Annotated in this window: 20 protein-coding genes; 8 read left to right on the plus strand and 12 right to left on the minus strand. The window is 53.3% G+C overall.

What is annotated here, in order from left to right:
• Window positions 1-42 precede the first annotated feature (42 nt).
• Genes galM through galE form a run of 4 tightly spaced genes read right to left on the minus strand, consistent with a single transcriptional unit; the run spans window position 43 to window position 4,306 of the window.
• Window positions 43-1,089 (minus strand): galactose-1-epimerase, encoded by a 1,047-nt coding sequence (galM, locus tag BS639_RS11830; RefSeq protein WP_084983161.1) that lies wholly within the window; start codon window positions 1,087-1,089, stop codon window positions 43-45.
• The gene (gene galK / locus BS639_RS11835; protein WP_055777415.1) at window positions 1,083-2,231 is read right to left on the minus strand and encodes a galactokinase; all 1,149 of its coding nucleotides are present in this window, start codon (window positions 2,229-2,231) and stop codon (window positions 1,083-1,085) included. The genes galM and galK overlap by 7 nt, the downstream gene beginning before the upstream one ends.
• Window positions 2,231-3,280, minus strand: coding sequence for a galactose-1-phosphate uridylyltransferase (gene galT / locus BS639_RS11840; RefSeq protein ID WP_055777420.1), 1,050 nt, complete (start codon window positions 3,278-3,280; stop codon window positions 2,231-2,233). The genes galK and galT overlap by 1 nt, the downstream gene beginning before the upstream one ends.
• A gap of 9 nt (window positions 3,281-3,289) precedes the next feature.
• On the minus strand, window positions 3,290-4,306 hold the full coding sequence (gene galE / locus BS639_RS11845; RefSeq protein WP_055777422.1) for a UDP-glucose 4-epimerase GalE: 1,017 nt from the start codon (window positions 4,304-4,306) through the stop codon (window positions 3,290-3,292).
• A 322-nt stretch (window positions 4,307-4,628) separates the two neighbouring features.
• Here galE and gcvA point away from each other — a divergent pair, with 322 nt between their 5' ends.
• From gcvA to BS639_RS11860, 3 genes are all read left to right on the plus strand, one after another.
• Window positions 4,629-5,534 (plus strand): transcriptional regulator GcvA, encoded by a 906-nt coding sequence (gcvA, locus tag BS639_RS11850; protein ID WP_084983162.1) that lies wholly within the window; start codon window positions 4,629-4,631, stop codon window positions 5,532-5,534.
• Window positions 5,535-5,608: 74 nt separating this feature from the next.
• The gene (locus BS639_RS11855; protein ID WP_084983163.1) at window positions 5,609-6,436 is read left to right on the plus strand and encodes a DMT family transporter; all 828 of its coding nucleotides are present in this window, start codon (window positions 5,609-5,611) and stop codon (window positions 6,434-6,436) included.
• Window positions 6,437-6,474: 38 nt separating this feature from the next.
• Complete coding sequence (locus tag BS639_RS11860; protein ID WP_084983164.1) at window positions 6,475-7,368, plus strand: oxidoreductase; 894 nt, start codon at window positions 6,475-6,477, stop codon at window positions 7,366-7,368.
• Here the strand turns inward: BS639_RS11860 and modF are convergent.
• Both modF and modE read right to left on the minus strand, forming a co-directional pair.
• Entirely contained in the window at window positions 7,365-8,885 is a 1,521-nt protein-coding gene (modF, locus tag BS639_RS11865) for a molybdate ABC transporter ATP-binding protein ModF (protein WP_084983165.1), read from the minus strand. The genes BS639_RS11860 and modF overlap by 4 nt on opposite strands.
• 179 nt (window positions 8,886-9,064) lie before the next feature.
• Window positions 9,065-9,847 carry a molybdenum-dependent transcriptional regulator gene (gene modE, locus BS639_RS11870; RefSeq protein WP_084983166.1) on the minus strand — a complete coding sequence of 261 codons (783 nt, stop codon included), beginning with the start codon at window positions 9,845-9,847 and terminating at the stop codon, window positions 9,065-9,067.
• Window positions 9,848-10,080: 233 nt separating this feature from the next.
• Between modE and BS639_RS11875 the strand changes: the two genes are divergently transcribed.
• The 4 genes from BS639_RS11875 to modC all read left to right on the plus strand — a co-directional run bounded on the left by BS639_RS11875 (window position 10,081) and on the right by modC (window position 12,926).
• Complete coding sequence (locus BS639_RS11875) at window positions 10,081-10,236, plus strand: AcrZ family multidrug efflux pump-associated protein (RefSeq protein ID WP_072156453.1); 156 nt, start codon at window positions 10,081-10,083, stop codon at window positions 10,234-10,236.
• Window positions 10,237-10,384: 148 nt separating this feature from the next.
• Window positions 10,385-11,161 (plus strand): molybdate ABC transporter substrate-binding protein, encoded by a 777-nt coding sequence (gene modA / locus BS639_RS11880; protein WP_084983167.1) that lies wholly within the window; start codon window positions 10,385-10,387, stop codon window positions 11,159-11,161.
• Window positions 11,161-11,850: a molybdate ABC transporter permease subunit gene (gene modB / locus BS639_RS11885; RefSeq protein WP_084983168.1), complete on the plus strand. Its 690-nt coding sequence runs from the start codon at window positions 11,161-11,163 to the stop codon at window positions 11,848-11,850. The genes modA and modB overlap by 1 nt, the downstream gene beginning before the upstream one ends.
• Window positions 11,850-12,926: a molybdenum ABC transporter ATP-binding protein ModC gene (gene modC / locus BS639_RS11890; RefSeq protein ID WP_084983169.1), complete on the plus strand. Its 1,077-nt coding sequence runs from the start codon at window positions 11,850-11,852 to the stop codon at window positions 12,924-12,926. The genes modB and modC overlap by 1 nt, the downstream gene beginning before the upstream one ends.
• 34 nt (window positions 12,927-12,960) lie before the next feature.
• On the opposite strand, the gene BS639_RS11895 is transcribed toward modC, so the two are convergent.
• On the minus strand, window positions 12,961-13,779 hold the full coding sequence (locus tag BS639_RS11895; protein ID WP_055777448.1) for a pyridoxal phosphatase: 819 nt from the start codon (window positions 13,777-13,779) through the stop codon (window positions 12,961-12,963).
• Window positions 13,780-13,976: 197 nt separating this feature from the next.
• Here BS639_RS11895 and pgl point away from each other — a divergent pair, with 197 nt between their 5' ends.
• Window positions 13,977-14,978 (plus strand): 6-phosphogluconolactonase, encoded by a 1,002-nt coding sequence (gene pgl / locus BS639_RS11900; protein ID WP_055777450.1) that lies wholly within the window; start codon window positions 13,977-13,979, stop codon window positions 14,976-14,978.
• Window positions 14,979-15,115: 137 nt separating this feature from the next.
• Here pgl and BS639_RS11905 read toward each other — a convergent pair whose 3' ends face one another.
• From BS639_RS11905 to BS639_RS11925, 5 genes are all read right to left on the minus strand, one after another.
• Complete coding sequence (locus tag BS639_RS11905) at window positions 15,116-16,420, minus strand: putative acyl-CoA thioester hydrolase (protein WP_055777453.1); 1,305 nt, start codon at window positions 16,418-16,420, stop codon at window positions 15,116-15,118.
• Between the two features lie 193 nt (window positions 16,421-16,613).
• Window positions 16,614-17,096, minus strand: coding sequence for a kinase inhibitor (locus BS639_RS11910; RefSeq protein ID WP_084983170.1), 483 nt, complete (start codon window positions 17,094-17,096; stop codon window positions 16,614-16,616).
• 28 nt (window positions 17,097-17,124) lie between these two features.
• A complete protein-coding gene (locus tag BS639_RS11915; RefSeq protein WP_055777460.1) occupies window positions 17,125-17,805 on the minus strand; it encodes a type 1 glutamine amidotransferase domain-containing protein in 681 nt (226 codons plus the stop codon).
• A 43-nt stretch (window positions 17,806-17,848) separates the two neighbouring features.
• Window positions 17,849-18,892 carry an NADP-dependent oxidoreductase gene (locus BS639_RS11920; RefSeq protein WP_084983171.1) on the minus strand — a complete coding sequence of 348 codons (1,044 nt, stop codon included), beginning with the start codon at window positions 18,890-18,892 and terminating at the stop codon, window positions 17,849-17,851.
• Window positions 18,893-19,101: 209 nt separating this feature from the next.
• Complete coding sequence (locus BS639_RS11925; protein ID WP_055777465.1) at window positions 19,102-19,881, minus strand: ABC transporter substrate-binding protein; 780 nt, start codon at window positions 19,879-19,881, stop codon at window positions 19,102-19,104.
• Between the last annotated feature and the right edge of the window lie 4 nt (window positions 19,882-19,885).

Genomic DNA, 19,885 nt, shown 5'->3' on the forward strand with positions numbered 1-19,885 from the left:
AGCCATCGGCATGAGTCGATGGCTTTTTTTATGCCGTTTTACCTACATCGCAAAAAACTGATAGACCGTAGCCGAACGATAAATTTGCCCCGGCTTTGTCCAGCAGCTTGGCTGTGGCCAGGTTGAGTGGTTCGGGCTGTCGGGAAGAAACTCACTCTCAAGTGCCACGCCGCTGTAGTTGGCATACTGCCCACCGCTGCGGTTTGGCGTACCGTTAAGGAAGTTGCCGCTGTATAACTGCAACGCAGGGGCTGAAGTAAATACCGACATTTTTACTTTTTCATCGGCAGACCAAAGGTGAGCCGCCGGATTGTCATTGGCATTGCAGGTAGCAAACAGCAGATAAGCGTGGTCGTAGCCCTTAACGCGCTGCTGATCGCGGTCCTTGAGGAAATCCTGCGCCAGCGTTTTTGGCGTGCGGAAGTCCATGCCGGTTTGCTGAACGGAGGTGAGATCCGCACAGGGGATCCCGTCGCTGTCGATCGGCAGAAAGCGCTCGGCAAACAGCTGCAGCTTTTGCTTGCGCGCGTCGTGACCTTCACCGTCGAGATTAAAATAGGCGTGATTGGTCAGGTTGACCGGACACAGTTTGTCAACTTGCGCCTTGTAGCTGATTTCAAGGCGATTATCGTCGGTAAGCTGATAGTGCACTTCTGCTGTTAATTCGCCAGGATACCCCTGATCGCCATCGGGAGAAACCAACTGAAAGCTGACTTTCTGCTGAGTGTAATTAAGTATTTTCCAACGACGCGCGTTGAAGCCTTCAGGCCCACCGTGCAACTGATGTACGCCCTGATTGGCGACCAGCAGATGCGGTTTACAGTCGATTTGAAACTGCGAACGTGCAATCCTGTTAGCGTAACGGCCGACGGTAGCACCCAAATAGGCGCTCTGGTTGACGTAATCTTCCGGCCCCTTGCAACCCAGCACCAGTTCGCGGTTTTCACCGCCCCGCAGTGGCAAAACTAATGACAACCATGTCGCACCCCAATCCATAAAGGTAGCCGTTGTCCCCGCAGGGTTTTTTAGCGTAACCAACTGAAAAGGCGAGCCGTCTGGGGCTCGCTGGGCTTGGACTGGAGTTAACATATGCTGGCACCTTCTGAAGCCTGGCAGACGTAAAATGTCTCTTTAATACCGGTTTTGGCGTGATATTCATGCGCCACGGTTTTGCGAACCTGCTCGACCAGTTCGCTAGGGATCAGGGCGACAATACAGCCACCAAAACCTCCACCGGTCATACGCACACCGCCTTGTTCACCAATCACTGATTTAACAATTTCAACCAGAGTATCAATCGGCGGCACGGTGATTTCGAAGTCGTCACGCATTGAGGCATGAGATTCGGCCATCAGCACGCCCATTGTTTTCAGGTCGCCGTGACTCAAGGCAATGGCGGCGGCCTCGGTACGGTCATTTTCGCTAATAACGTGGCGAGCACGACGTGCGGTGAGCGGATCGAGGCCCTGTTGCTTGGCGGCAAACTGTGCCATGTCAACGTCGCGCAGCGCTTTCACGCCGAAGAAGCGTGCCGCCTCCTCACACTGTTTACGGCGGGTGTTGTATTCGCTGTCAACCAAACCCCGTTTTACGTTGGAGTTGATGATAACCACCGACGCGTTTTCAGGCATGGAAACGGCTTTGGTTTCCAGCGAACGGCAGTCAATCAGCAGTGCGTGGTTTTCTTTACCCAGCGCCGAAATCAGCTGGTCCATAATGCCGCAGTTGCAGCCCACGAACTGGTTTTCGGCTTCCTGACCGTTTAAAGCTAACTCAACGCCGTCTATCGGCAGGTCATACAGGCTTTTTAACGCCTGACCTACGGCAACTTCAAGCGAGGCCGACGAGCTGAGACCTGCGCCCTGCGGCACATTGCCACTAATAACCATGTCTGCGCCGGAAAAGTCCCCGTTGCGCAGCATGAGATGTTTAACCACCCCGCGCACGTAGTTAGCCCACGGCAGCGCGTTGGTGCTGAGGATCGGCTCATCGAGTGAGAACTCATCCTGCTGGTTGTCGTAGTCGGCGGCAATCACGCGAATTGTGCGGTCATTGCGCTGGCCACAGGCAATGACCGTTTCGTAGTCAATCGCGCAGGGCAGAACGAAGCCGTCGTTATAATCAGTGTGCTCGCCAATCAGGTTGACGCGGCCCGGAGCTTTAATCGTGATGGTAGCCGGATAGCCAAATTTTTCTTCAAAGATTTTTAATGTTTTGTCTTTTAATTCCATCATTTCACTCCGGCCTCACGATAATGAACATCACTGACTGCACGCAGACGCTCTGCGGCCTGTTCGGCAGTCAAGTCTCTTTGGGTCTCAGCCAGCATTTCATAGCCAACCATAAATTTTCTCACCGTCGCGGAACGCAGCAGCGGCGGATAAAAGTGTGCGTGCAACTGCCAGTGGGAATAGTCACCTTCGCTGAAAGGCGCGCCATGCCAACCCATAGAGTAAGGGAAAGAGCACTGGAACAAATTATCGTAGCGGCTGGTCAGCTTTTTCAGTGCCAGCGCCAAGTCACTGCTTTGCGCCTCGCTCAGTTCCGTGATTCGCAACACTTTCGCTTTTGGAAGCAGCAAGGTTTCGAACGGCCACGCGGCCCAATAAGGCACCACGGCAAGCCAGTGCTCAGTTTCGACCACCGTACGGCTGCCGTCGGCTAACTCGCGTTGTGCATAATCCACCAGCATTGAAGAGCCATACTGCGTCAGATACTGACGCTGAAGTTGGTCTTCGCGCTCGGCTTCGTTGGGTAAAAAACTGTTGGCCCAAATTTGACCGTGCGGGTGCGGGTTGGAACATCCCATTGCCGCACCCTTGTTTTCAAACACCTGAACCCAGGGATACGTTTTGCCCAAATCTGCACTCTGTTCCTGCCAGGTGGTGACCACTTTTTCCAAAGCCTCAAGTGAAAGCTGCGGCAGTGTTTTGCTGTGGTCTGGCGAGAAACAGATAACCCGACTGGTGCCACGCGCGCTTTGGCAACGCATCAGCGGATCGTCACTTTCTGGAGCAAATGGCGTATCCGGCATCAGCGCGGCAAAATCGTTGGTAAAGACGTGGGTGCCTTGATAGTCAGGATTCACGTCACCGGTCACTCGGGTATTGCCCGGGCACAGGAAACAGTCAGGATCGTGCGCGGGGAGTGTTTCCTGAGACGGTGTTTCCTGCTGGCCCTGCCACGGGCGTTTGGCCCGGTGCGGACTGACCAGTACCCACTGATCGCTCAGTGGGTTATAGCGGCGGTGCGGGTGCTCGATTGGGTCAAAACTTGACATTACTTTTCCTTAGTCTGGATAGCCCTGTGGGTTGTTTGATTGCCACAGCCAGGTATCAGCAGCCATATCTTCCAGAGTACGGCTGACTCGCCAATTCAGTTCGTTGGCAGCTTTGGTTGGATCGGCCCAGTAAGCAGGCAGATCGCCAGCGCGGCGTGGTGCAAAGTGATAGTTAACCGGTTTGCCACAGGCGTCGCTGAACGCGTTAACCACTTCCAAAACACTCTTGCCGAGGCCGGCGCCGAGGTTGTAGATGTGTACGCCCGGTTTGTTATGCAGCGTTTTCATGGCGGCCAAATGACCGTCGGCCAGGTCAACCACGTGAATGTAGTCGCGCAGGCAGGTACCGTCCGGGGTGTCGTAGTCATTGCCAAAGATTGACAGTGATTCGCGGCGACCCACGGCAACCTGGGCGATAAACGGCATCAGGTTATTCGGGATACCCTGCGGGTCTTCACCCATCAGGCCTGACGGATGGGCACCGACCGGGTTGAAGTAGCGCAGCAGTGAAATGCTCCAGTTGGGTTCAGCGCGCTGTAGGTCTTGCAGAACCTGTTCTACCATCAGCTTGCTGCGGCCGTAAGGACTGGAAGGTGTACCGGTCGGGAAGTCTTCGACGTAAGGCGTTTTGGGCTGATCGCCATAGACGGTGGCCGACGAGCTGAAAATCAGGTTAGTCACGCCAGCTGCGCGCATGGCTTCAACCAGCACCAGAGAGCCGTAAACGTTGTTATCGTAGTATTCCATCGGCTTGTTGACTGACTCGCCAACCGCTTTCAATCCAGCAAAATGGATAACCGAGTGAACCTTATGTTCCTGGAAAATTTTGTCCAGCAGGGCGCGATCGCGGATATCGCCCTGATAAAGGAGAGGAGTCTGACCCGTCAGAGTATTAATACGCTCTAAAACGCTGGCTTTGCTGTTGCAAAGATTATCCAGAATGATTGGCGTATAGCCCGCTTTGATTAATTGAACGCATGTATGACTGCCAATGTAACCGCTACCACCGGTAACTAGAACGTACATATCGACTCCTTAAAGGTATTGATGTTGACCACAATATCATGCTGTGGCAGGTAAAAAGGTGATCCATCTTATAAAATGAAATCGCTTACACCCCTTAGTTTACCATCCCAGCAATGTGCGCACCAACTGCCCCAAAGGCAGGTTTTTCATCAATACAAGCCTTATAATACCTAATGTGTAATCGGTTACACCTACTTTTTTCAAATGGAAACTGTCTTATAAGCTTAATTTTAAGATTAAGACTAGGCGGGAGTAGAATGCACTATCATGAGCTTTCAGTCATAACAGGCGCGTTTAGTATGTATACCGAGGAAATAATGCAATGAGAAATCTGCCGCCGAGTTCCACGCTACGCGCCTTCGAGGTTGCCACTCGACATGCAACCTTTACCGCCGCCGCCGAAGAGTTGCACATCACGCAAAGCGCGGTCAGCCATCAGTTGAAAAATCTCGAAGAACTCTGGGGATTGCAGCTATTTCAGCGTGGTAAATCATTGACCCTGACGCCAGCCGGCGCTGCATTGGTGCCGATCGTGCGTGAGTTTTTCATCAATCTGGAGGCCACTCTTACGGATCTAAGAGATCAAAAAGGAAGGGTCAGGGTAAAGGTCAGTACGACTTACTCCTTTGCGCTAAAATGGCTGCTGCCAAGATTACCTCACCTCTCCCTACAGCATCCCGAAATTTTAGTTACGCTAGAAACCAGCGACAAGTCGATTAATTTCTCAAGCACGGAATCGGACGTGGCGATACGTTTTGGCAATGGTAACTACCCAGGGCTGCATGCGGAATTTATGTTTAGAGAACACATTTTTCCCGTCGCCAGTCCGGCCCTGTTACACCGCCTTGGCCCCCCTAATACCCCGGCTGAATTACTGAATTATCCGCTGCTCACGCGTGACGGTGCCGATCTGGTCCCAAAATGGGCGCTGTGGTTCCAACACGTCGGCGTTACTGCCTCTGCACTTAAGGAGAGCGTGAGATTTGCCGACACCAACATGACTATCGAGGCGGCGCTGCTGGGGCAAGGAATAGCCCTGGCTCGAAGCGGCCATGTCGAAACTGAAATAGGTGAAGGCACCCTGATCAGACTGTTTGATGTGCCATTTGCATCCCCGGTTGCTTACTATTTTGTTTGCCCAAAGGGGACAGAATCTCAGCCGCATATCATCAGTTTTCGAAATTGGCTGCTGGCAGAATCAAACAACGCTCAACAATATTATCGATGAAGCATGAGGATTGACTCATGCTTCGATGAGGAGACTTCGCTTTAGTCTAGACGTACAGTTGCTTACGATGACGTATGCCTATTCAGATCATTTTACTCATACTTTTCGCTGCGCTCTTGCATGCAAGCTGGAATGCGCTCCTGCGCGGCGGAGTCGACAGACTGTGGTCGATGACGGTCATGTGCATGGCGGTTGCGGTTGCCAGCACCATTATCGCGATTTTCGTGACACCGCCGGCCAAAGCCAGTTGGAAATATGCCGTGCTGTCGGCGATGCTGCACGTTGGCTACAACCTGTTTCTCGTCAGGAGCTATAAGGCGGGCGACCTCGGACAAACGTATCCAATTTCACGAGGTTCTTCTCCGATACTGATTACCTTGGCGGCAGCGATTTTCGCCGGGGAAAGCGTGAGGGTCAGTGCTTTGCTAGGCATAGCTTTGGTGTCGGGAGGCATTATTTCACTGGCTTTCAAAGGGCGAAAACTCGCGGTTCCGAGTCTGCCTTATGCGCTTGGAACGGGATGTTTTATTGCGGCTTACAGCGTGGCAGACGGTATCGGTGTTCGCTTGTCTGGTGATCCGATGGCCTATACGGTTTGGATGAGTGCGCTGTGGGGCGTGTTGATGCCTCCGGTCTATATCTTTTTACGCGGCCCCAAAAGTTTATTCACGCTGCGGCCCGGTTTTATCATCGCTTTCATCGGTGGACTGGTCTCTCTTATGGCCTACGGCATCATCATCTACGCCATGTCTCGCGTGCCAATGGGAGCCGTTTCGGCACTGCGCGAAACCAGTGTGTTATTTGCGGCAATGATAGGCTATTTTTTCCTCGGAGAAACGCTGACTGTGCGAAAAGTAGTGGCCTGTACCGTCATTGTCATCGGTATTATTGTCATCGGCTAAAGGGCCCCAAAATGACCATCAAGACAGGAGATATGAAGATGAAATCTGAAAATCCAGCCGTCGCGCTTATAGGGCCGGGGGCAATCGGCACCACTATTGCGGCGGCACTGCATGAGGTTGGACGTACGCCGATGATATACGGGCGCTCGGCTCACAGCCGCCTGGAACTGCGTTTTGAGGGTGGCAATATTGTAGTACCTGGACCGGTGCAGACATCGCCAGCCGAAATCAAGAACCCTGTTGACCTGGTTTTTATTGCGGTCAAATCTACGCAAATTGAGGCGATAGCCCCTTGGCTTGCCGCATTGTGCGGTGCAAATACGGTGGTCTGTGTGCTGCAAAATGGCGTTGAGCAACAGGCGCTGGTCGCCCCGTATGTGTCCGGCAGCCCGATATTGCCCGCAGTCGTATGGTTTCCTGCGCAACGCGAACCTGATGCCTCGGTGTGGTTACGTGCCAAACCGCGTCTAACGTTGCCTGATACCGCTGAAGCCCGCAGGGTGCTTGACGCTTTACACGGCACCCGCTGTGCGGTGGATCTTGCGGCGGACTTCACGTCTATCGCATGGCGCAAGTTGCTGCAGAATGCGGTTGCCGGTTTAATGGTGCTTTCTGGACGTCGAGCGGGAATGTATTCGCGAGCTGACATTACCGCGTTATCGCTGGCTTACCTGCGTGAGTGCCTGACAGTTGCGCGTGCCGAGGGCGCGATACTGGGCGACGAAATCCCACAGGAGATTATCGATGGATTTCAGCGCGCCCCCGCCGATTTAGGTACCTCAATCCTTGCCGACAGGGTGGCAGGTTTTCCTCTCGAATGGGATATTCGCAACGGCGTGGTGCAGCGAATGGGGCGAGCGCACGGTATTCCCACGCCCATCAGCGACGTCGTGGTGCCGCTTCTCGCTGCTGCTAGCGATGGGCCAGGCTAAAGGCCGTTATTTTCCGCCGCCAGCATGCGGTAACGAGGCAGTGCGGTCTTGAGGGCATCAATCTGATAGTGATAAATCTCCCCATCGGGTACAAAACTTAACCGGTGAGTAATACACTGTGGGGCATCCTCGGCATGATGGGAAACGAACAGCAGTTGGGTTTTTCCCTCGCCAATCAGCACGTCAATCCAGCGGCGTACCAGTTGGCGATTGATCGGGTCGAGACCCTGTAGAGGTTCGTCAAGTATAAGGAGTGCCGGATGCTTCACCAGCGCGCGAGCAATCAGCGCCAGACGCTGTTGCCCCCACGACAAACTGTGGAAAGGCGTATCAGCAGTGCTGCCGCCGAGGCCCAGCAGGTCAAGCCATTGGGTGGTCAACTGTTGCTGGCGGTCGGACACGGCCTGATAAATACCAATCGAGTCAAAGAATCCCGATAAAATTACGGTACGTACGCTGGAGCTCACGCGGTAGTCAAGATGCAGACTGCTGCTGACGTAGCCGATGTGGCGCTTGATGTCCCAAATGGTTTCTCCACTACCACGACGGCGGCCAAAAAGCGTCAAATCGTTGCTGTAGCCCTGTGCGTGATCGCCAGTAATCAGGCTGAGCAGGGTAGATTTCCCCGCGCCGTTCTGCCCCACAATTTGCCAGTGCTGTCCCGGCTCAACCCGCCAAGTCAGCCCGTGCAGAATGGGCTTGTCGTTGTATTCCACCACGCCGTTGCGCAGCACGATAAGCGGCTGGTCCTGCGGAGGAGAAACTTTTTGGGTCGGATCTTCGTTTTCAGGAAGCTGCATACCGTCGAGCGTTTCACTGTGCGCCAACTGGGCAATCAGCGCTTCACGCAGCACCTGCTCGCGCGGGCCAACGGAGGCCAGCGTGCAGTCTGCCAGTACGCCAACGTGTTGAACAAAATCAGGAATATCATCAAAACGGTTTAACACCAGCACCATTGTCTGGCCCTGAGCGGCCAGCTCCTCAAGCATGGCGGCCAACTGCTGGCGGGCGTTAACGTCTAGCCCGTCGAACGGCTCGTCAAGCACCAACAGGTCCGGCTGCTGCATCAACACCTGACAGAGCAGCGTCTTGCGTGTTTCACCGGTAGAGAGATACTTGAAGCGGCGCGAGAGTAGGTGAGCAATGCCAAACTGTGCGGCCAGTTTTTCGCAGCGCACGGCATCATGCACCTGTTCCTGAATAATTTCAGCCGTGGTGCGGCCAGTATCATCTTCATCAGCGCTGAGCAAGTCGGTGTTATTGCGCTGCCATTCTTCGGAGACCAATTTTTGTAATTGTTCGAAGGAGAGACGCACCACGCGTGAAAAATCGCTGTGACGCTCGCCATTTAACAGCACAAGATTGCCGGCAATCGCCCGCGCCAGTGCCGATTTTCCGCTGCCGTTAGATCCGACAAATGCCCACGACTCCCCTTGATTTAGGGTAAGTTCATCCAGCGATAAAGTGCGCGTATCGCTGAGTCGGAAAATGGCCTGTGAAATAGTTAATGATGACATCTTGCTCCTGCCTGTCTTATGACTTGGGGGGATGCCTGTTTCAGGCAACGCTCCGCCTATTCTTGTTAATAATAAATCATTAAGAATTTCAGGGATAAGCTCATCGCATCCCCAAGTCAATTGACAAATCTGCAAACTGTCAGCGCTTAAAATGCAAGATAATGAATACTAATAATTTATTAGCACAGGGTGGCGATAATCACTTTATCAGCATCGAACTGCGCAAACACCTCGGCGCCTTGTACCAAGGCCATTTCCTCCAGTTGCGCAGTCGGTATCGTGGCGCACAGTGTCTCGCTCGCATTCAGCGCGATCAGCACTTCGCAGTTGTCGTGACCTTGCTGAATACTGTGCACTTTTCCAGCCAGCGCATTGTCGGCATTGGTGGCCTGATAGCTCAGCGTTATCCACGGTGCTTTGATTAAGGCCAGGATCTCTTTGCCGGGTAGCAGAGAAAGACGATCGGCGCTTTGCTGGGTGAGAGCGGCGCGAATGCGCGTTTTTCCGTCGGTCAGCAAGACGTTGATATGCTGTTGAACTTCTTCATTATCGCGCTCAATGACGGTGCCAAAAAGTTGGTTTCTTGCGCTGGTCTGCAGAGAGAATCGCGAAATCGCCGCCAGTAAACTGTCGAGCGGCAGGCCGTCGTCTTTGAGTACGTCAAAGGCCTTTTGCTGGATCTGCGCCAGCAGGTCATAGAGTTGTATCAAACGCTCGCCGTAGCGAGTCAATTTCGCACCGCCGCCGCCTTTGCCGCCGGTGTTACGTTCTACCAGGGTTTGGTCAGCCAATTGATTCATTTCATTAATAGCGTCCCAGGCGCTTTTATAACTGATGCCAGCCAGTTTGGCGCCCTGACTAATCGAACCGGTAATCTTTACCTGTTTGAGCAGCTCGATACGGCGAGGATCGGCAAAAATTCGCTGCTGCAATTTTAATGTGAGGAGGATTTCAGCTTGCATAAAATAGGGGTCCAGTCTCGGCGGAGGCAAAAGTCATGCGGTAAGACATTACTTGATAATAGAGCATTGTCGCCGATCGCCGGGATTTCTCAAACCGCCGATGCCGCGTAAAAGCCGCTAGTTTGCGTCCAGTTGGCGAAAAGCTAAAGTAATTCCTAAGATTCACTGTTAAGATTGGTAACAGATTTTTGCTTTCGCCCTAGTGCGATTTAAGTCAGCAGAGTGAGGCCATCATGTTAGAACTATTAGAGAGTTTGCTTTTCGCGGTAATAATGGTGCCTATTTTTATCGCCGTTGTTCTGGGTTTAATTTACGGTATGGGCGAGTTATTTAACGTTATTTCCAAAGTTGGCCACCCGAAAGAATCTCGCAACGAGCCTAGGGCGTAAGCCTTTCACGTTCGTTTGCCACAGCCCGACCTCAGCGTCGGGTTTTTTTTGCCTAAATTTTAATGCAGATGTTTATGTAACGGAGTGTTTCTACGCTATATTGCACCCTATACAACGGTGGGCACTATAACAATACAAGGAAAACTCAATGCGTATAACTCTGGGTAAAGGTTTGGCAGTAGCCGTACTGGCTGCGGGCGTGTTTACACAGTTACAGGCTCAGGCGGCAGAAAAAATTACCGTCTTTGCCGCCGCTTCATTGACCAACGCGCTGCAGAAAATATCTGAACAGTACCAGCAGGGAAAAGACGTGCAGGTCGTCTCTTCTTTTGCCTCGTCCTCAACGCTTGCCAAGCAAATTGAGCAGGGCGCACCGGCTGACCTGTTTATCTCTGCCGACCAGCAGTGGATGGACTACACCGTGGGTAAGCAGCTGATGGTCGATAACACTCGCTATACGCTGCTCGGCAACGATTTGGTGCTGGTGGCGGCTCAAGAGAGCAAGCAGCAAAAAATTGATATCAACAAGGATACGCCTTGGCTGAAGCTGCTTAAAGGTGGTCTTTTGGCAGTGGGCGACCCTGCTCACGTTCCGGCCGGTATCTATGCCAAAGAGGCGCTGCAAAATCTCGGAGCATGGACGGCGCTTGAGCCAAAACTTGCGCCTTCAAGCGACGTACGCAGCGCGTTGGCACTGGTCGAGCGCGAGGAATCGCCGCTGGGTATCGTTTACGGTTCTGATGCCGTGGCCAGCACCAAGGTAAAAGTCGTCGGCATTTTTCCTGAATCGAGCCACAAGCCGGTCGAGTATCCGATGGCCGTCGTAAAAGGTCATGAAAGTGCCGCACTGACGGCGTTCTATGATTATCTTAAAACGCCTGCCGCCGCCGCCATCTTCAAACAATACGGATTTACACCACGCTGATGATACTGAGTGAATACGAGTGGCAGGCGGTGGTGCTGAGCATCAAAATCGCCAGCCTGGCCGCCGTTATCAGCCTGCCGCTGGGTATTCTTATGGCGTGGATACTGGTTCGCTGCCGCTTTCCCGGCAAGTCATTGCTCGACAGCGTGATCCATTTGCCGCTGGTGCTGCCGCCGGTGGTGATCGGTTATTTGCTGCTGGTGGTGATGGGGCGCAGGGGCATTATCGGGGAATGGCTGTATGACTGGTTCGGATTCAGCGTCAGTTTTAGCTGGAAAGGTGCTGTGCTGGCCTCGGCAGTCATGGCCTTTCCGTTGATGGTGCGCGCCATTCGCCAGTCGCTTGAGGCGATTGATACTCGCCTCGAGCAGGCGGCGAAAACGCTGGGGGCATCAGTGTGGAAGGTGTTTTTCACTATCACGTTGCCGCTGTCATTGCCGGGAATTATCGTTGGCATCGTGCTGTCGTTTGCCCGTTCGCTCGGCGAATTTGGTGCCACGATTACCTTTGTCTCTAACATTCCCGGGGAAACGCGCACTATCCCGCTGGCAATGTATACGCTAATTCAAACGCCGGGTGCGGAAGGGGCGGCGGCCAGGCTTTGCACCTTGGCTATTTTGTTGTCGCTGGCGGCTCTGCTGATTTCTGACCTGCTTGCTCGGCGCAGCCGTAAGCATTTGGGGGGCTGATGCTCACACTGGATTTCTCCCAGCAGTTGGGCGACCTGTCGCTAGAGGTGAAAGTGGCGCTGCCAGAAAGTGGGATAACCGCTATTTTCGGCCTTTCCGGCGCAGGTAAAACCTCGCTGATTAATGCGATTGCCGGATTGACCCGTCCCGACAGTGGTTCAATTGTTCTCAATGGAAGGGTGCTTTCACAGCGTGGTTCGGCGTCTGCCAACGCGCTTTTTCTGCCGCCTGAAAAACGCCGTATTGGGTATGTTTTTCAAGATGCGCGCCTTTTCCCGCACTATAAAGTGCGCGGTAATCTGCAATATGGCATGGGGCCTGCCATGCGTGAACAGTTTGACGACATTGTAAAACTGCTCGGCATCGAAGCGTTGCTCAATCGCTATCCTTTAACGCTTTCAGGGGGCGAAAAGCAGCGCGTTGCCATTGGTCGCGCTCTGCTCAGCGGACCGGAGCTGTTGCTGATGGACGAACCGCTGGCGGCGCTGGACTTGCCGCGCAAGCGCGAGCTGATGCCGTATCTCGAGCGGCTGGCTCAGCAAATTAATATCCCTATTTTATACGTCACGCACAGTTTGGACGAGATCCTCAGCCTGGCTGAAAAAGTGCTGATACTTGATAACGGAAAAGTGCTGGCCTTTGGTGACGTCGAAGAAGTGTGGGCTAGTAACGTGATGCGCCCGTGGTTGCCGCGTGAAGAGCAAAGCAGTGTGCTGAACGTTAAGGTGCTGGAGCAGCATCCTCATTATGCGATGACCGCGCTTTCCCTGGGTGACAAGCGACTGTGGACGAGTAAAATCGAGGCGGCGATGGGTTCACCACTGCGCATTCGCGTGCAGGCTTCAGACGTGTCGCTGGTGCTGCAACCGTCCGTTGGCAACAGCAGTATCCGTAATATCTTACCGGCGCAGGTGGTTGAACTGCTGGTCACCGACGCCGCGGTTGACGTCAAACTTGACGTCGGCGGCCACATTATCTGGGCAAAAATTACCCCTTGGGCCTGCGATGAGCTGGATATCAAACCCGGCCAACAGCTTTATGCCCAGATCAAAAGCGTGTCGCTGAGTCGCCGTTAAATGACGTCCTCCTGATGAAAAGAGGACGTGTTAATTAAAGTACTTTACGGCGAATAACGTCGGCAATGCCTGGCTGCTCGTTGTCGGCAATAACCAGGCCGGCGCGGGCTTTTATCGCATCATCGGCGTTGCCCATTGCGACACCTAAACCGACATTTTCCAACATGCTGAGGTCGTTGTAATTATCACCGAAGGCGACCACGTCGGACATGCTTAGCCCTTGAGACTCAACCCACTCCTGCAGGCGTCGGCCTTTGCTGTTGCCGCCTTTGGCGACGTCAACCTGATCGTGCCATGACCATTCGCAGGCTAGCCCCAACTCATTCTCCGCCTGTTTCGCGAAGGCGTGCAGGGCATCGAGGTCGTGGTGAGAGGTGGCAAATTTCCAGATAGACTGCGCCTCATCCGCCGCTTCACGCAGACTGTTAACCTTAATAATCGTTGGTCGTTGGCCTTCCGGCAGCGAGTTGCCCCAGATAATTGAGCGCTCAACGTGACCGCTTGACTGCTGATAAAGCATGGCATTATCGACGTACAGCAAACCATGAATGCCGTAGAACTCAAGCAGATCGACGACTTTTTTGGCTTTGGTTTTATCTAGCGGATCGGAAGAGAGAACTTTTTTCTCATGAAAGTCGTAGAGGTAGGTTCCGTTACAGCAAATCGCGGGCGTATCCAGTTCAAGTCCCTGATAAAACGGGTGAATAGCAACGTGGTGACGTCCGGTGGCGATAATAACTTTAATCCCTGCGGCGCGTGCGTCAGCCAGTGCAGAAAGTGATTCGGGCAGAATACGTTTTTGACGGTCAAGCAGCGTGCCGTCGAGATCGAGCGCGATTACGCGATAAGTCATGAGCGGTTCCAGCAGAGTGTCAGAGAATAAATGTCAGTGCATAAAATTAAGGCTATTAATGTTACACCTTTAATCCAAATGTTAAAACCTCGCATCCAGGGCTAATGCCTTAGCACCGGGTTAGGCTATGCTGTTATTCTGACGATCGCTAAGATGAAAAATAACGTACCCTATTTGAGTTTTAATAAGGAGATATGATGAAACAAGTCGTTTATGTTGCCAGCCCAGACAGTCAGCAGATCCACGCTTTTAACCTGCATGAAGATGGCGAACTGTCGCTGTTGCAAACGGTAGAAGTCCCGGGGCAGGTACAGCCGATGGTGGCTTCGCCGGACTCGCGCCATCTGTACGTGGGGGTTCGTCCGGAATTTGCGGTGCTGACCTATCATATCCACCACGATGGCCGCCTGGAACAGGGCGGTATGGCACCGTTGCCGGGTAGCCCGACACACTTGGGCATTGATTTACAGGGCCGCTACGTATTCAGTGCCTCATACAGCTATAACAACGTCAGTATTCACGCCATCGGCGATGACGGTGTAGCGCTGGCACCTCATCAGGTTCTCGAAGATCTTCAGGCTCCCCACTCGGCCAACATCAATCCGACCAATCAGCTGTTGATGATCCCGGCGCTGAAAGAGGACCACATCCGTCTGTATGATTTCAGCCTGAAAGGCGAAGCTACCGCGCATGATCCGGTTCAACTGAGCACCGCACCGGGCGCAGGCCCGCGCCATATGGCGTTCCATCCAAATCAGCATTTCGTTTACTGCGCCAATGAGCTGAACGGCACCGTCGATGTTTATCAAAAAGACGTCACCCGCGGTGAATATCATGCGGTACAAACGCTGGATATTATTCCTGCCGACTTCACCGGCGATCGTTGGACTGCCGACATTCATATCACCCCGGACGGCCAGTACCTCTATGCCTCCGAGCGTACGTCAAGCCTGCTGGCGATTATCAAGGTTTCAAAAGACGGCAGCGAGCTGGAGCTGGTAGGGCATCACGCGACCCAAACGCAGCCGCGCGGCTTTAACATCGACCACAGCGGTCAATACGTCATCACTGCCGGTCAAAAGTCTGATGAAATTGAAGTCGCTAGCATCGATAAAGCGACCGGTAAACTCACTACGCTGAAGCATTATCCCGTGGGTAAAGGCGCGATGTGGGTCACTATCATTGAGCTGCACGCTTAATTATTGCTAAGTACTGACTCGGCAACGCGTCTCACGCCGTTGATTGCCCTATTGCATAAAAAATGCATAAAAAAACGCCAGGCTAAAAAGTCTGGCGTTTTATTGACGACCATTACTGAAGGGTTAGCGCAAAGGCGTTATTTCAGGCCAGCAATCACGTTGTTGAACTGCCACAGGCGGTTAAAGCCGGTGTCATTCAGGTCACGATTAGGGGCGATATTGCCGCTGAACGGACGCTCGGAGAAGGCTGCGTCACCCCAAGGCTGCTGAAGGTTGTAACTTCCGTCAATCTGGCTGTCGCGGATGACCAACTGACCGTTTGGCGTTTGACCTGCGCTGTAACCGCCTTTATCTGCACCCAAGTCAACGGAGCGACCAAGTTGTGCTTTCTGTGCCGCACCTTGGCCGTTAAAGCCTTTGTCGCCGGTCAGATTGCTGTCAATCACCAGGTAGCCGTAAGGCACGTTAGCAGGGGTGATTGGGGCAAAAATGCTGGCCTGCTTCACGCCGCGGCTCGAGAGAGTATGGAATTCGACGTGGTCGAACACGGCGTTCGCCATCCCGGTAACATAATCGCTGTCACCCGCAATCAGACTGTTGTGGACGTATACGCGGGTATAGCGTGACGTGACGGGCTTGCTGTTAATGTCGCTGGTGTTAAGCAGCAGGGTATTTTCGCGACCCAGCACGTGAACGTTTTCTAGCAACGTTTGGTCACCGTCAACACGCAGCGCGACCGCCGGATGCTCACCAGCGTCTGTGCTGTCTTCAAGGCTGTTCGCCACGGTCAGGTTTTGCAACTGTAGGCCGTTACCCTGAGACCACACGGTGGCCGAGCAGCCCGCGCCGATGCTTTCGTTCTGCTGGCTGGCGCACTGATTGAACATATACCATGCACGGTCGCCCGGCAGGAATTCACCGTTCGAGCTCACGGCTTTACGGTACGCAGCGGGCGCAACGCTGGCTTCCAGGCCCTGCTGCAACACCACCTCATCAGCGCTGTTACCGGCACCAAACAGGCTGATAGGCGCAGAACCGGCAGGAATATAAACCGCACCGACGTAGGTACCTGGCAGGATCTTGATGAATTCACGTTCGCCGTGATTATGCTGACTCAGCGCGGCGTTAATTGCCTGCTGAACGTGGGTGTACTGCGCGCCGTCAACGCCTTTTTTAGGGCCGACCACGTAAGGCGTATTCACACCGTCGGTTTTAGCCAGCACTGGCGTCCAGCCCTGTTGTTGAACCTGAACGGACGGTCCGCCGAAAGCCAGATAAGATTTAGCCGTGTAGTTAGCCGCTTCATCAGCATTGAGAATCGGCAAAGCCGCAGTGCCAGGAGCAACCTGAGTCGAAAGGCCTTCCTGGCTATGGCTACAGGCCGCTAATACCAATGTGGCAGATAAGATTGCGCTGGCACGCGAAAGGGTAGAAATTTTCACTATGTCTGACTCCTTGATACACAAAAAAAGTGGCCAGCACCGCTGACCACTTCGCTGTTATAAGCATTCGCGGTTATTTTTTAATTCGGTTTCGATAGAGTACAAATATCCGAGCTAAAAGCATCATGGTTTTGTATCACAAACCCGATTTTATCATTAGAAAATATTTAATGTGTCGGCAAAAAGTGGTGATTTAGCTATAAATAACCGTCAATGACGCTTTTCCCAGCGTGTGAAAATGCAGGTTGAAACCGAGATAGGCTCCGCTGGACTCTTCACTCACGTCGAGCTGGTCGACATCGAGCGCATACACCGTGAACTGATAGCGGTGATGTTCTCCCTCTGGAGGCGCTGCGCCGCCATAGCCTGCTTTACCAAAATCAGTACGCGTTTGCACCGCGCTCGCCGGCAGTCCGCCTTTGCCAGAGCCTGCACCGGTGGGCAGTGCGCTGATGCTGGCAGGCAGGTTTGCCACGCCCCAGTGCCACCAACCGGAACCGGTCGGTGCATCCGGGTCATAGCAGGTGATAGCGAAGCTCTTGGTGCCAACGGGTGGATTTTCCCAGCTCAGCTGTGGTGATAGATTATCGCCCTCATAGCCCATGCCGTTAAACACTTGGCCGTTCGGCATTTTTTCGCCGTCTTTTAAGTCAGAACTCTTCAATATAAAAGCCATAATATCCTCGAGTAATCGCTAAAAATACTTACACCGAGCCTAGCATTTTCAATAACGCTTCGGCAACGGCGGCCGATGAGGCGGGGTTTTGGCCGGTGATAAGCTTGCCATCGACCTGCACATAGGGGCGCCAGTCGGCGGCTTTGCTGTATTCACCGCCATTTTTTTTCAGCTCATCTTCAACCAAAAACGGCACTATGTCGGTCAGTTGAACCGCTTCTTCTTCACTGTTGCTAAAGCCGGTGACGCGCTTGTCTTTAACCAGCGGCACGTCGTCTATCTCGACGTAACGAAATACCCCCGGGGCATGGCAGACGGCGGCAACCGGCTTGTCGGCACGCCAGAAGGCTTCAATAAGTGCGATGGAGTGGGGATCTTCCGCCAAATCCCACAGCGGACCGTGGCCACCGGGATAGAAAACGGCATCGAAATCTTCAGCCTTGACCTCTTCAAGCCTGCGGGTTTCAGCCAACTGCTTTTGCCCAGCCTTGTCATGACGGAATCTTTCAGTGCTTTGCGTTTGTGCGTCCGGCTCGTCACTTTTGGGGTCTAACGGCGGTTGACCGCCTTTCGGCGAGGCCAACACCACATCGGCACCGGCATCGAGCAATTCATAGTAAGGGGAGGTGAACTCCTCAAGCCAGAATCCCGTTTTCTTGCCGGTATCGCCCAATGTATCGTGAGAAGTTAATACAATGAGTACTTTCATATCATCTATCTCCAATGATCGCAGGAATCTATCCCGTAGAAAATTAATCGGTCTCTTTACCTACCTGGATAACCAATTTGCCGAAGTTTTTTCCCTCAAGTAGGCCAATCAGCGACTCGGGCGCATTTTCCAGGCCCTGAACGATTTGCTCGCGGAACTTGATTTTGTCGGCCGAGAACCATTCGCTCATCTGTTTAGCAAACTCGGGGTAGCGATGACCGTAATCATCGAAAATGATGAACCCTTGAATACGCAGGCGTTTTTTCAAAATAGTGCTGGTCAGCAGCGTCAGGCGATCTTCACCCTTTGGCAGCCCTTGTGCATTGTACTGAGACACCACGCCGCACAGCGGAACGCGGGCCTTGGTGTTGAGCAGCGGCAGTACCGCATCGAACACCGCCCCCCCGACGTTTTCAAAATAGACGTCGATACCGCGCGGGCAGGCTTCTTGTAAACGTTTATCAAGATGGGCTTCGCGGTGGTCCAGACACTCGTCAAAGCCGAAATGCTCAACCGCATAGCGACATTTTTCTTCACCACCGGCGATGCCGACCACTTTGCAGCCTTTGATTTTGGCAATTTGGCCTACCAGAGAGCCGACGGGGCCGGTTGCAGCAGCGACCACCACAGTTTCACCCGGTTTAGGTTCACCAATGTCAAGCAGGCCCATGAACGCCGTAAATCCCGGCATGCCCAGTACGCCCAGCGCCAGTGAAGGATGCTCTAGCGCCGCGCCTTCGAGTTTTTTGACCAATTTGGCGTCAATGGTGGCATAGTCCTGCCATCCGCTGCTGGCCACTACCCAGTCACCGGCCTTAAAGTTGGCATCTTTTGACTCAACCACCCGTGAAACGGCCCCGCCGGTCATCACGGCATCCAGTGCCACCGGCGGGGCGTACGAAGGCGCATCGCTCATTCTGCCGCGCATGTAGGGGTCGAGTGACAGATAAACGGTGCGTAATAACAGTTGGCCGTCGGCCAAGGCTGGCAGGCTGCTCTCTTCGTGACGAAAGTTTTCAGCCACCGGCGCGCCCTTGGGACGAGAGGCTAAAACGATGCGGCGATTGACTGTCGTGTTCTGAGACATACTGACTCCTTAAGATAATTAAAATTCTTCCACCGGGAACAAGTATAGAACGCCGGACGGTATCGTAAGGGGACAGTAACAGGGATGGTTACCTAAGGTACAGAATCTTAAGGACTTGTTTTGTTAATAGATAAAAATACTAAAGGCGTGAACAAAGAGGAAAAAGGCAGTGGCCTGCGGCGACCGAGCGGTGGCCGCAGGCAAGGGGGTTACTTGACGGACACGTCAATGTCACCAAAGTATTTTTTCGACAACTGGCTGACTACGCCGTCTTTTTTGATTTCGGCAATGGCTTTATCGAGACGGACTTTGTTGGCGGTATCGCCTTTGCGCAGGCCGAAAGCGATACCGCTGCCGAGGATTTTATCATCCTGCACTGAATCGCCGACGAAGCCGTAACCTTTGCCGTCTGGACGGTCAAGGAAGCCGCTCTGACCGGCCGCCGCCATCACCAACGTGCCGTCAAGACGACCCGAGGTCAAATCCAGATATACCTGATTCTGGTCCTGATACGACACCACGTCGACCCCTTTCGGTGCCCAATGCGCCTGCGCATACGTTTCCTGGATTGAGCCTTGGAGCACGCCGATGTGTTTACCTTTCAGCGACGCGGCATCAGGCAAAATGCCTGAATCCGTTTTAGCAATCAGCTTGGTCGGAACACGATAAATGACATCGGTGAAATCGATCGCCTGACGACGTTTGTCGGTCGCGTTCATTGCGGAGTTGATGGCATCGAATTTACGTGCCTGCAGTGCGGGGATCAGGCCGTCGAAGGAGGTTTCGCTCCACTCACACTTCACTTTTGCCGCCGCGCAAACCGCATTGCCGATATCAATATCAAAGCCCTGAAGTTCACCGCTGGCTGATTTGGACTCAAACGGCGGATACTGCGCCTCCAGTCCAAACTTAATGGTGGCACTGTCCGCCAGCGCGGAAAAAGAGGCTACGGCACAGCCTAACAGCAACAGGTTTTTCAGTTTTTTCATTTTT

The organism is Rouxiella silvae (assembly GCF_002093625.1).
GTDB lineage: Bacteria > Pseudomonadota > Gammaproteobacteria > Enterobacterales > Enterobacteriaceae > Rouxiella > Rouxiella silvae.

Coding starts and splice junctions, on each gene's coding strand:
- galT (WP_055777420.1), bottom strand. CDS start 3,280: ATGTCAAGTTTTGACCCAATCGAGCACCCGCACCGCCGCTATAACCCA.
- galM (WP_084983161.1), bottom strand. CDS start 1,089: ATGTTAACTCCAGTCCAAGCCCAGCGAGCCCCAGACGGCTCGCCTTTT.
- BS639_RS11920 (WP_084983171.1), bottom strand. CDS start 18,892: ATGTCTCAGAACACGACAGTCAATCGCCGCATCGTTTTAGCCTCTCGT.
- BS639_RS11915 (WP_055777460.1), bottom strand. CDS start 17,805: ATGAAAGTACTCATTGTATTAACTTCTCACGATACATTGGGCGATACC.
- BS639_RS11895 (WP_055777448.1), bottom strand. CDS start 13,779: ATGACTTATCGCGTAATCGCGCTCGATCTCGACGGCACGCTGCTTGAC.
- BS639_RS11910 (WP_084983170.1), bottom strand. CDS start 17,096: ATGGCTTTTATATTGAAGAGTTCTGACTTAAAAGACGGCGAAAAAATG.
- modE (WP_084983166.1), bottom strand. CDS start 9,847: ATGCAAGCTGAAATCCTCCTCACATTAAAATTGCAGCAGCGAATTTTT.
- pgl (WP_055777450.1), top strand. CDS start 13,977: ATGAAACAAGTCGTTTATGTTGCCAGCCCAGACAGTCAGCAGATCCAC.
- modB (WP_084983168.1), top strand. CDS start 11,161: ATGATACTGAGTGAATACGAGTGGCAGGCGGTGGTGCTGAGCATCAAA.
- BS639_RS11860 (WP_084983164.1), top strand. CDS start 6,475: ATGAAATCTGAAAATCCAGCCGTCGCGCTTATAGGGCCGGGGGCAATC.
- galE (WP_055777422.1), bottom strand. CDS start 4,306: ATGTACGTTCTAGTTACCGGTGGTAGCGGTTACATTGGCAGTCATACA.
- gcvA (WP_084983162.1), top strand. CDS start 4,629: ATGAGAAATCTGCCGCCGAGTTCCACGCTACGCGCCTTCGAGGTTGCC.
- modC (WP_084983169.1), top strand. CDS start 11,850: ATGCTCACACTGGATTTCTCCCAGCAGTTGGGCGACCTGTCGCTAGAG.
- BS639_RS11925 (WP_055777465.1), bottom strand. CDS start 19,881: ATGAAAAAACTGAAAAACCTGTTGCTGTTAGGCTGTGCCGTAGCCTCT.
- galK (WP_055777415.1), bottom strand. CDS start 2,231: ATGGAATTAAAAGACAAAACATTAAAAATCTTTGAAGAAAAATTTGGC.
- modF (WP_084983165.1), bottom strand. CDS start 8,885: ATGTCATCATTAACTATTTCACAGGCCATTTTCCGACTCAGCGATACG.
- BS639_RS11875 (WP_072156453.1), top strand. CDS start 10,081: ATGTTAGAACTATTAGAGAGTTTGCTTTTCGCGGTAATAATGGTGCCT.
- modA (WP_084983167.1), top strand. CDS start 10,385: ATGCGTATAACTCTGGGTAAAGGTTTGGCAGTAGCCGTACTGGCTGCG.
- BS639_RS11855 (WP_084983163.1), top strand. CDS start 5,609: ATGCCTATTCAGATCATTTTACTCATACTTTTCGCTGCGCTCTTGCAT.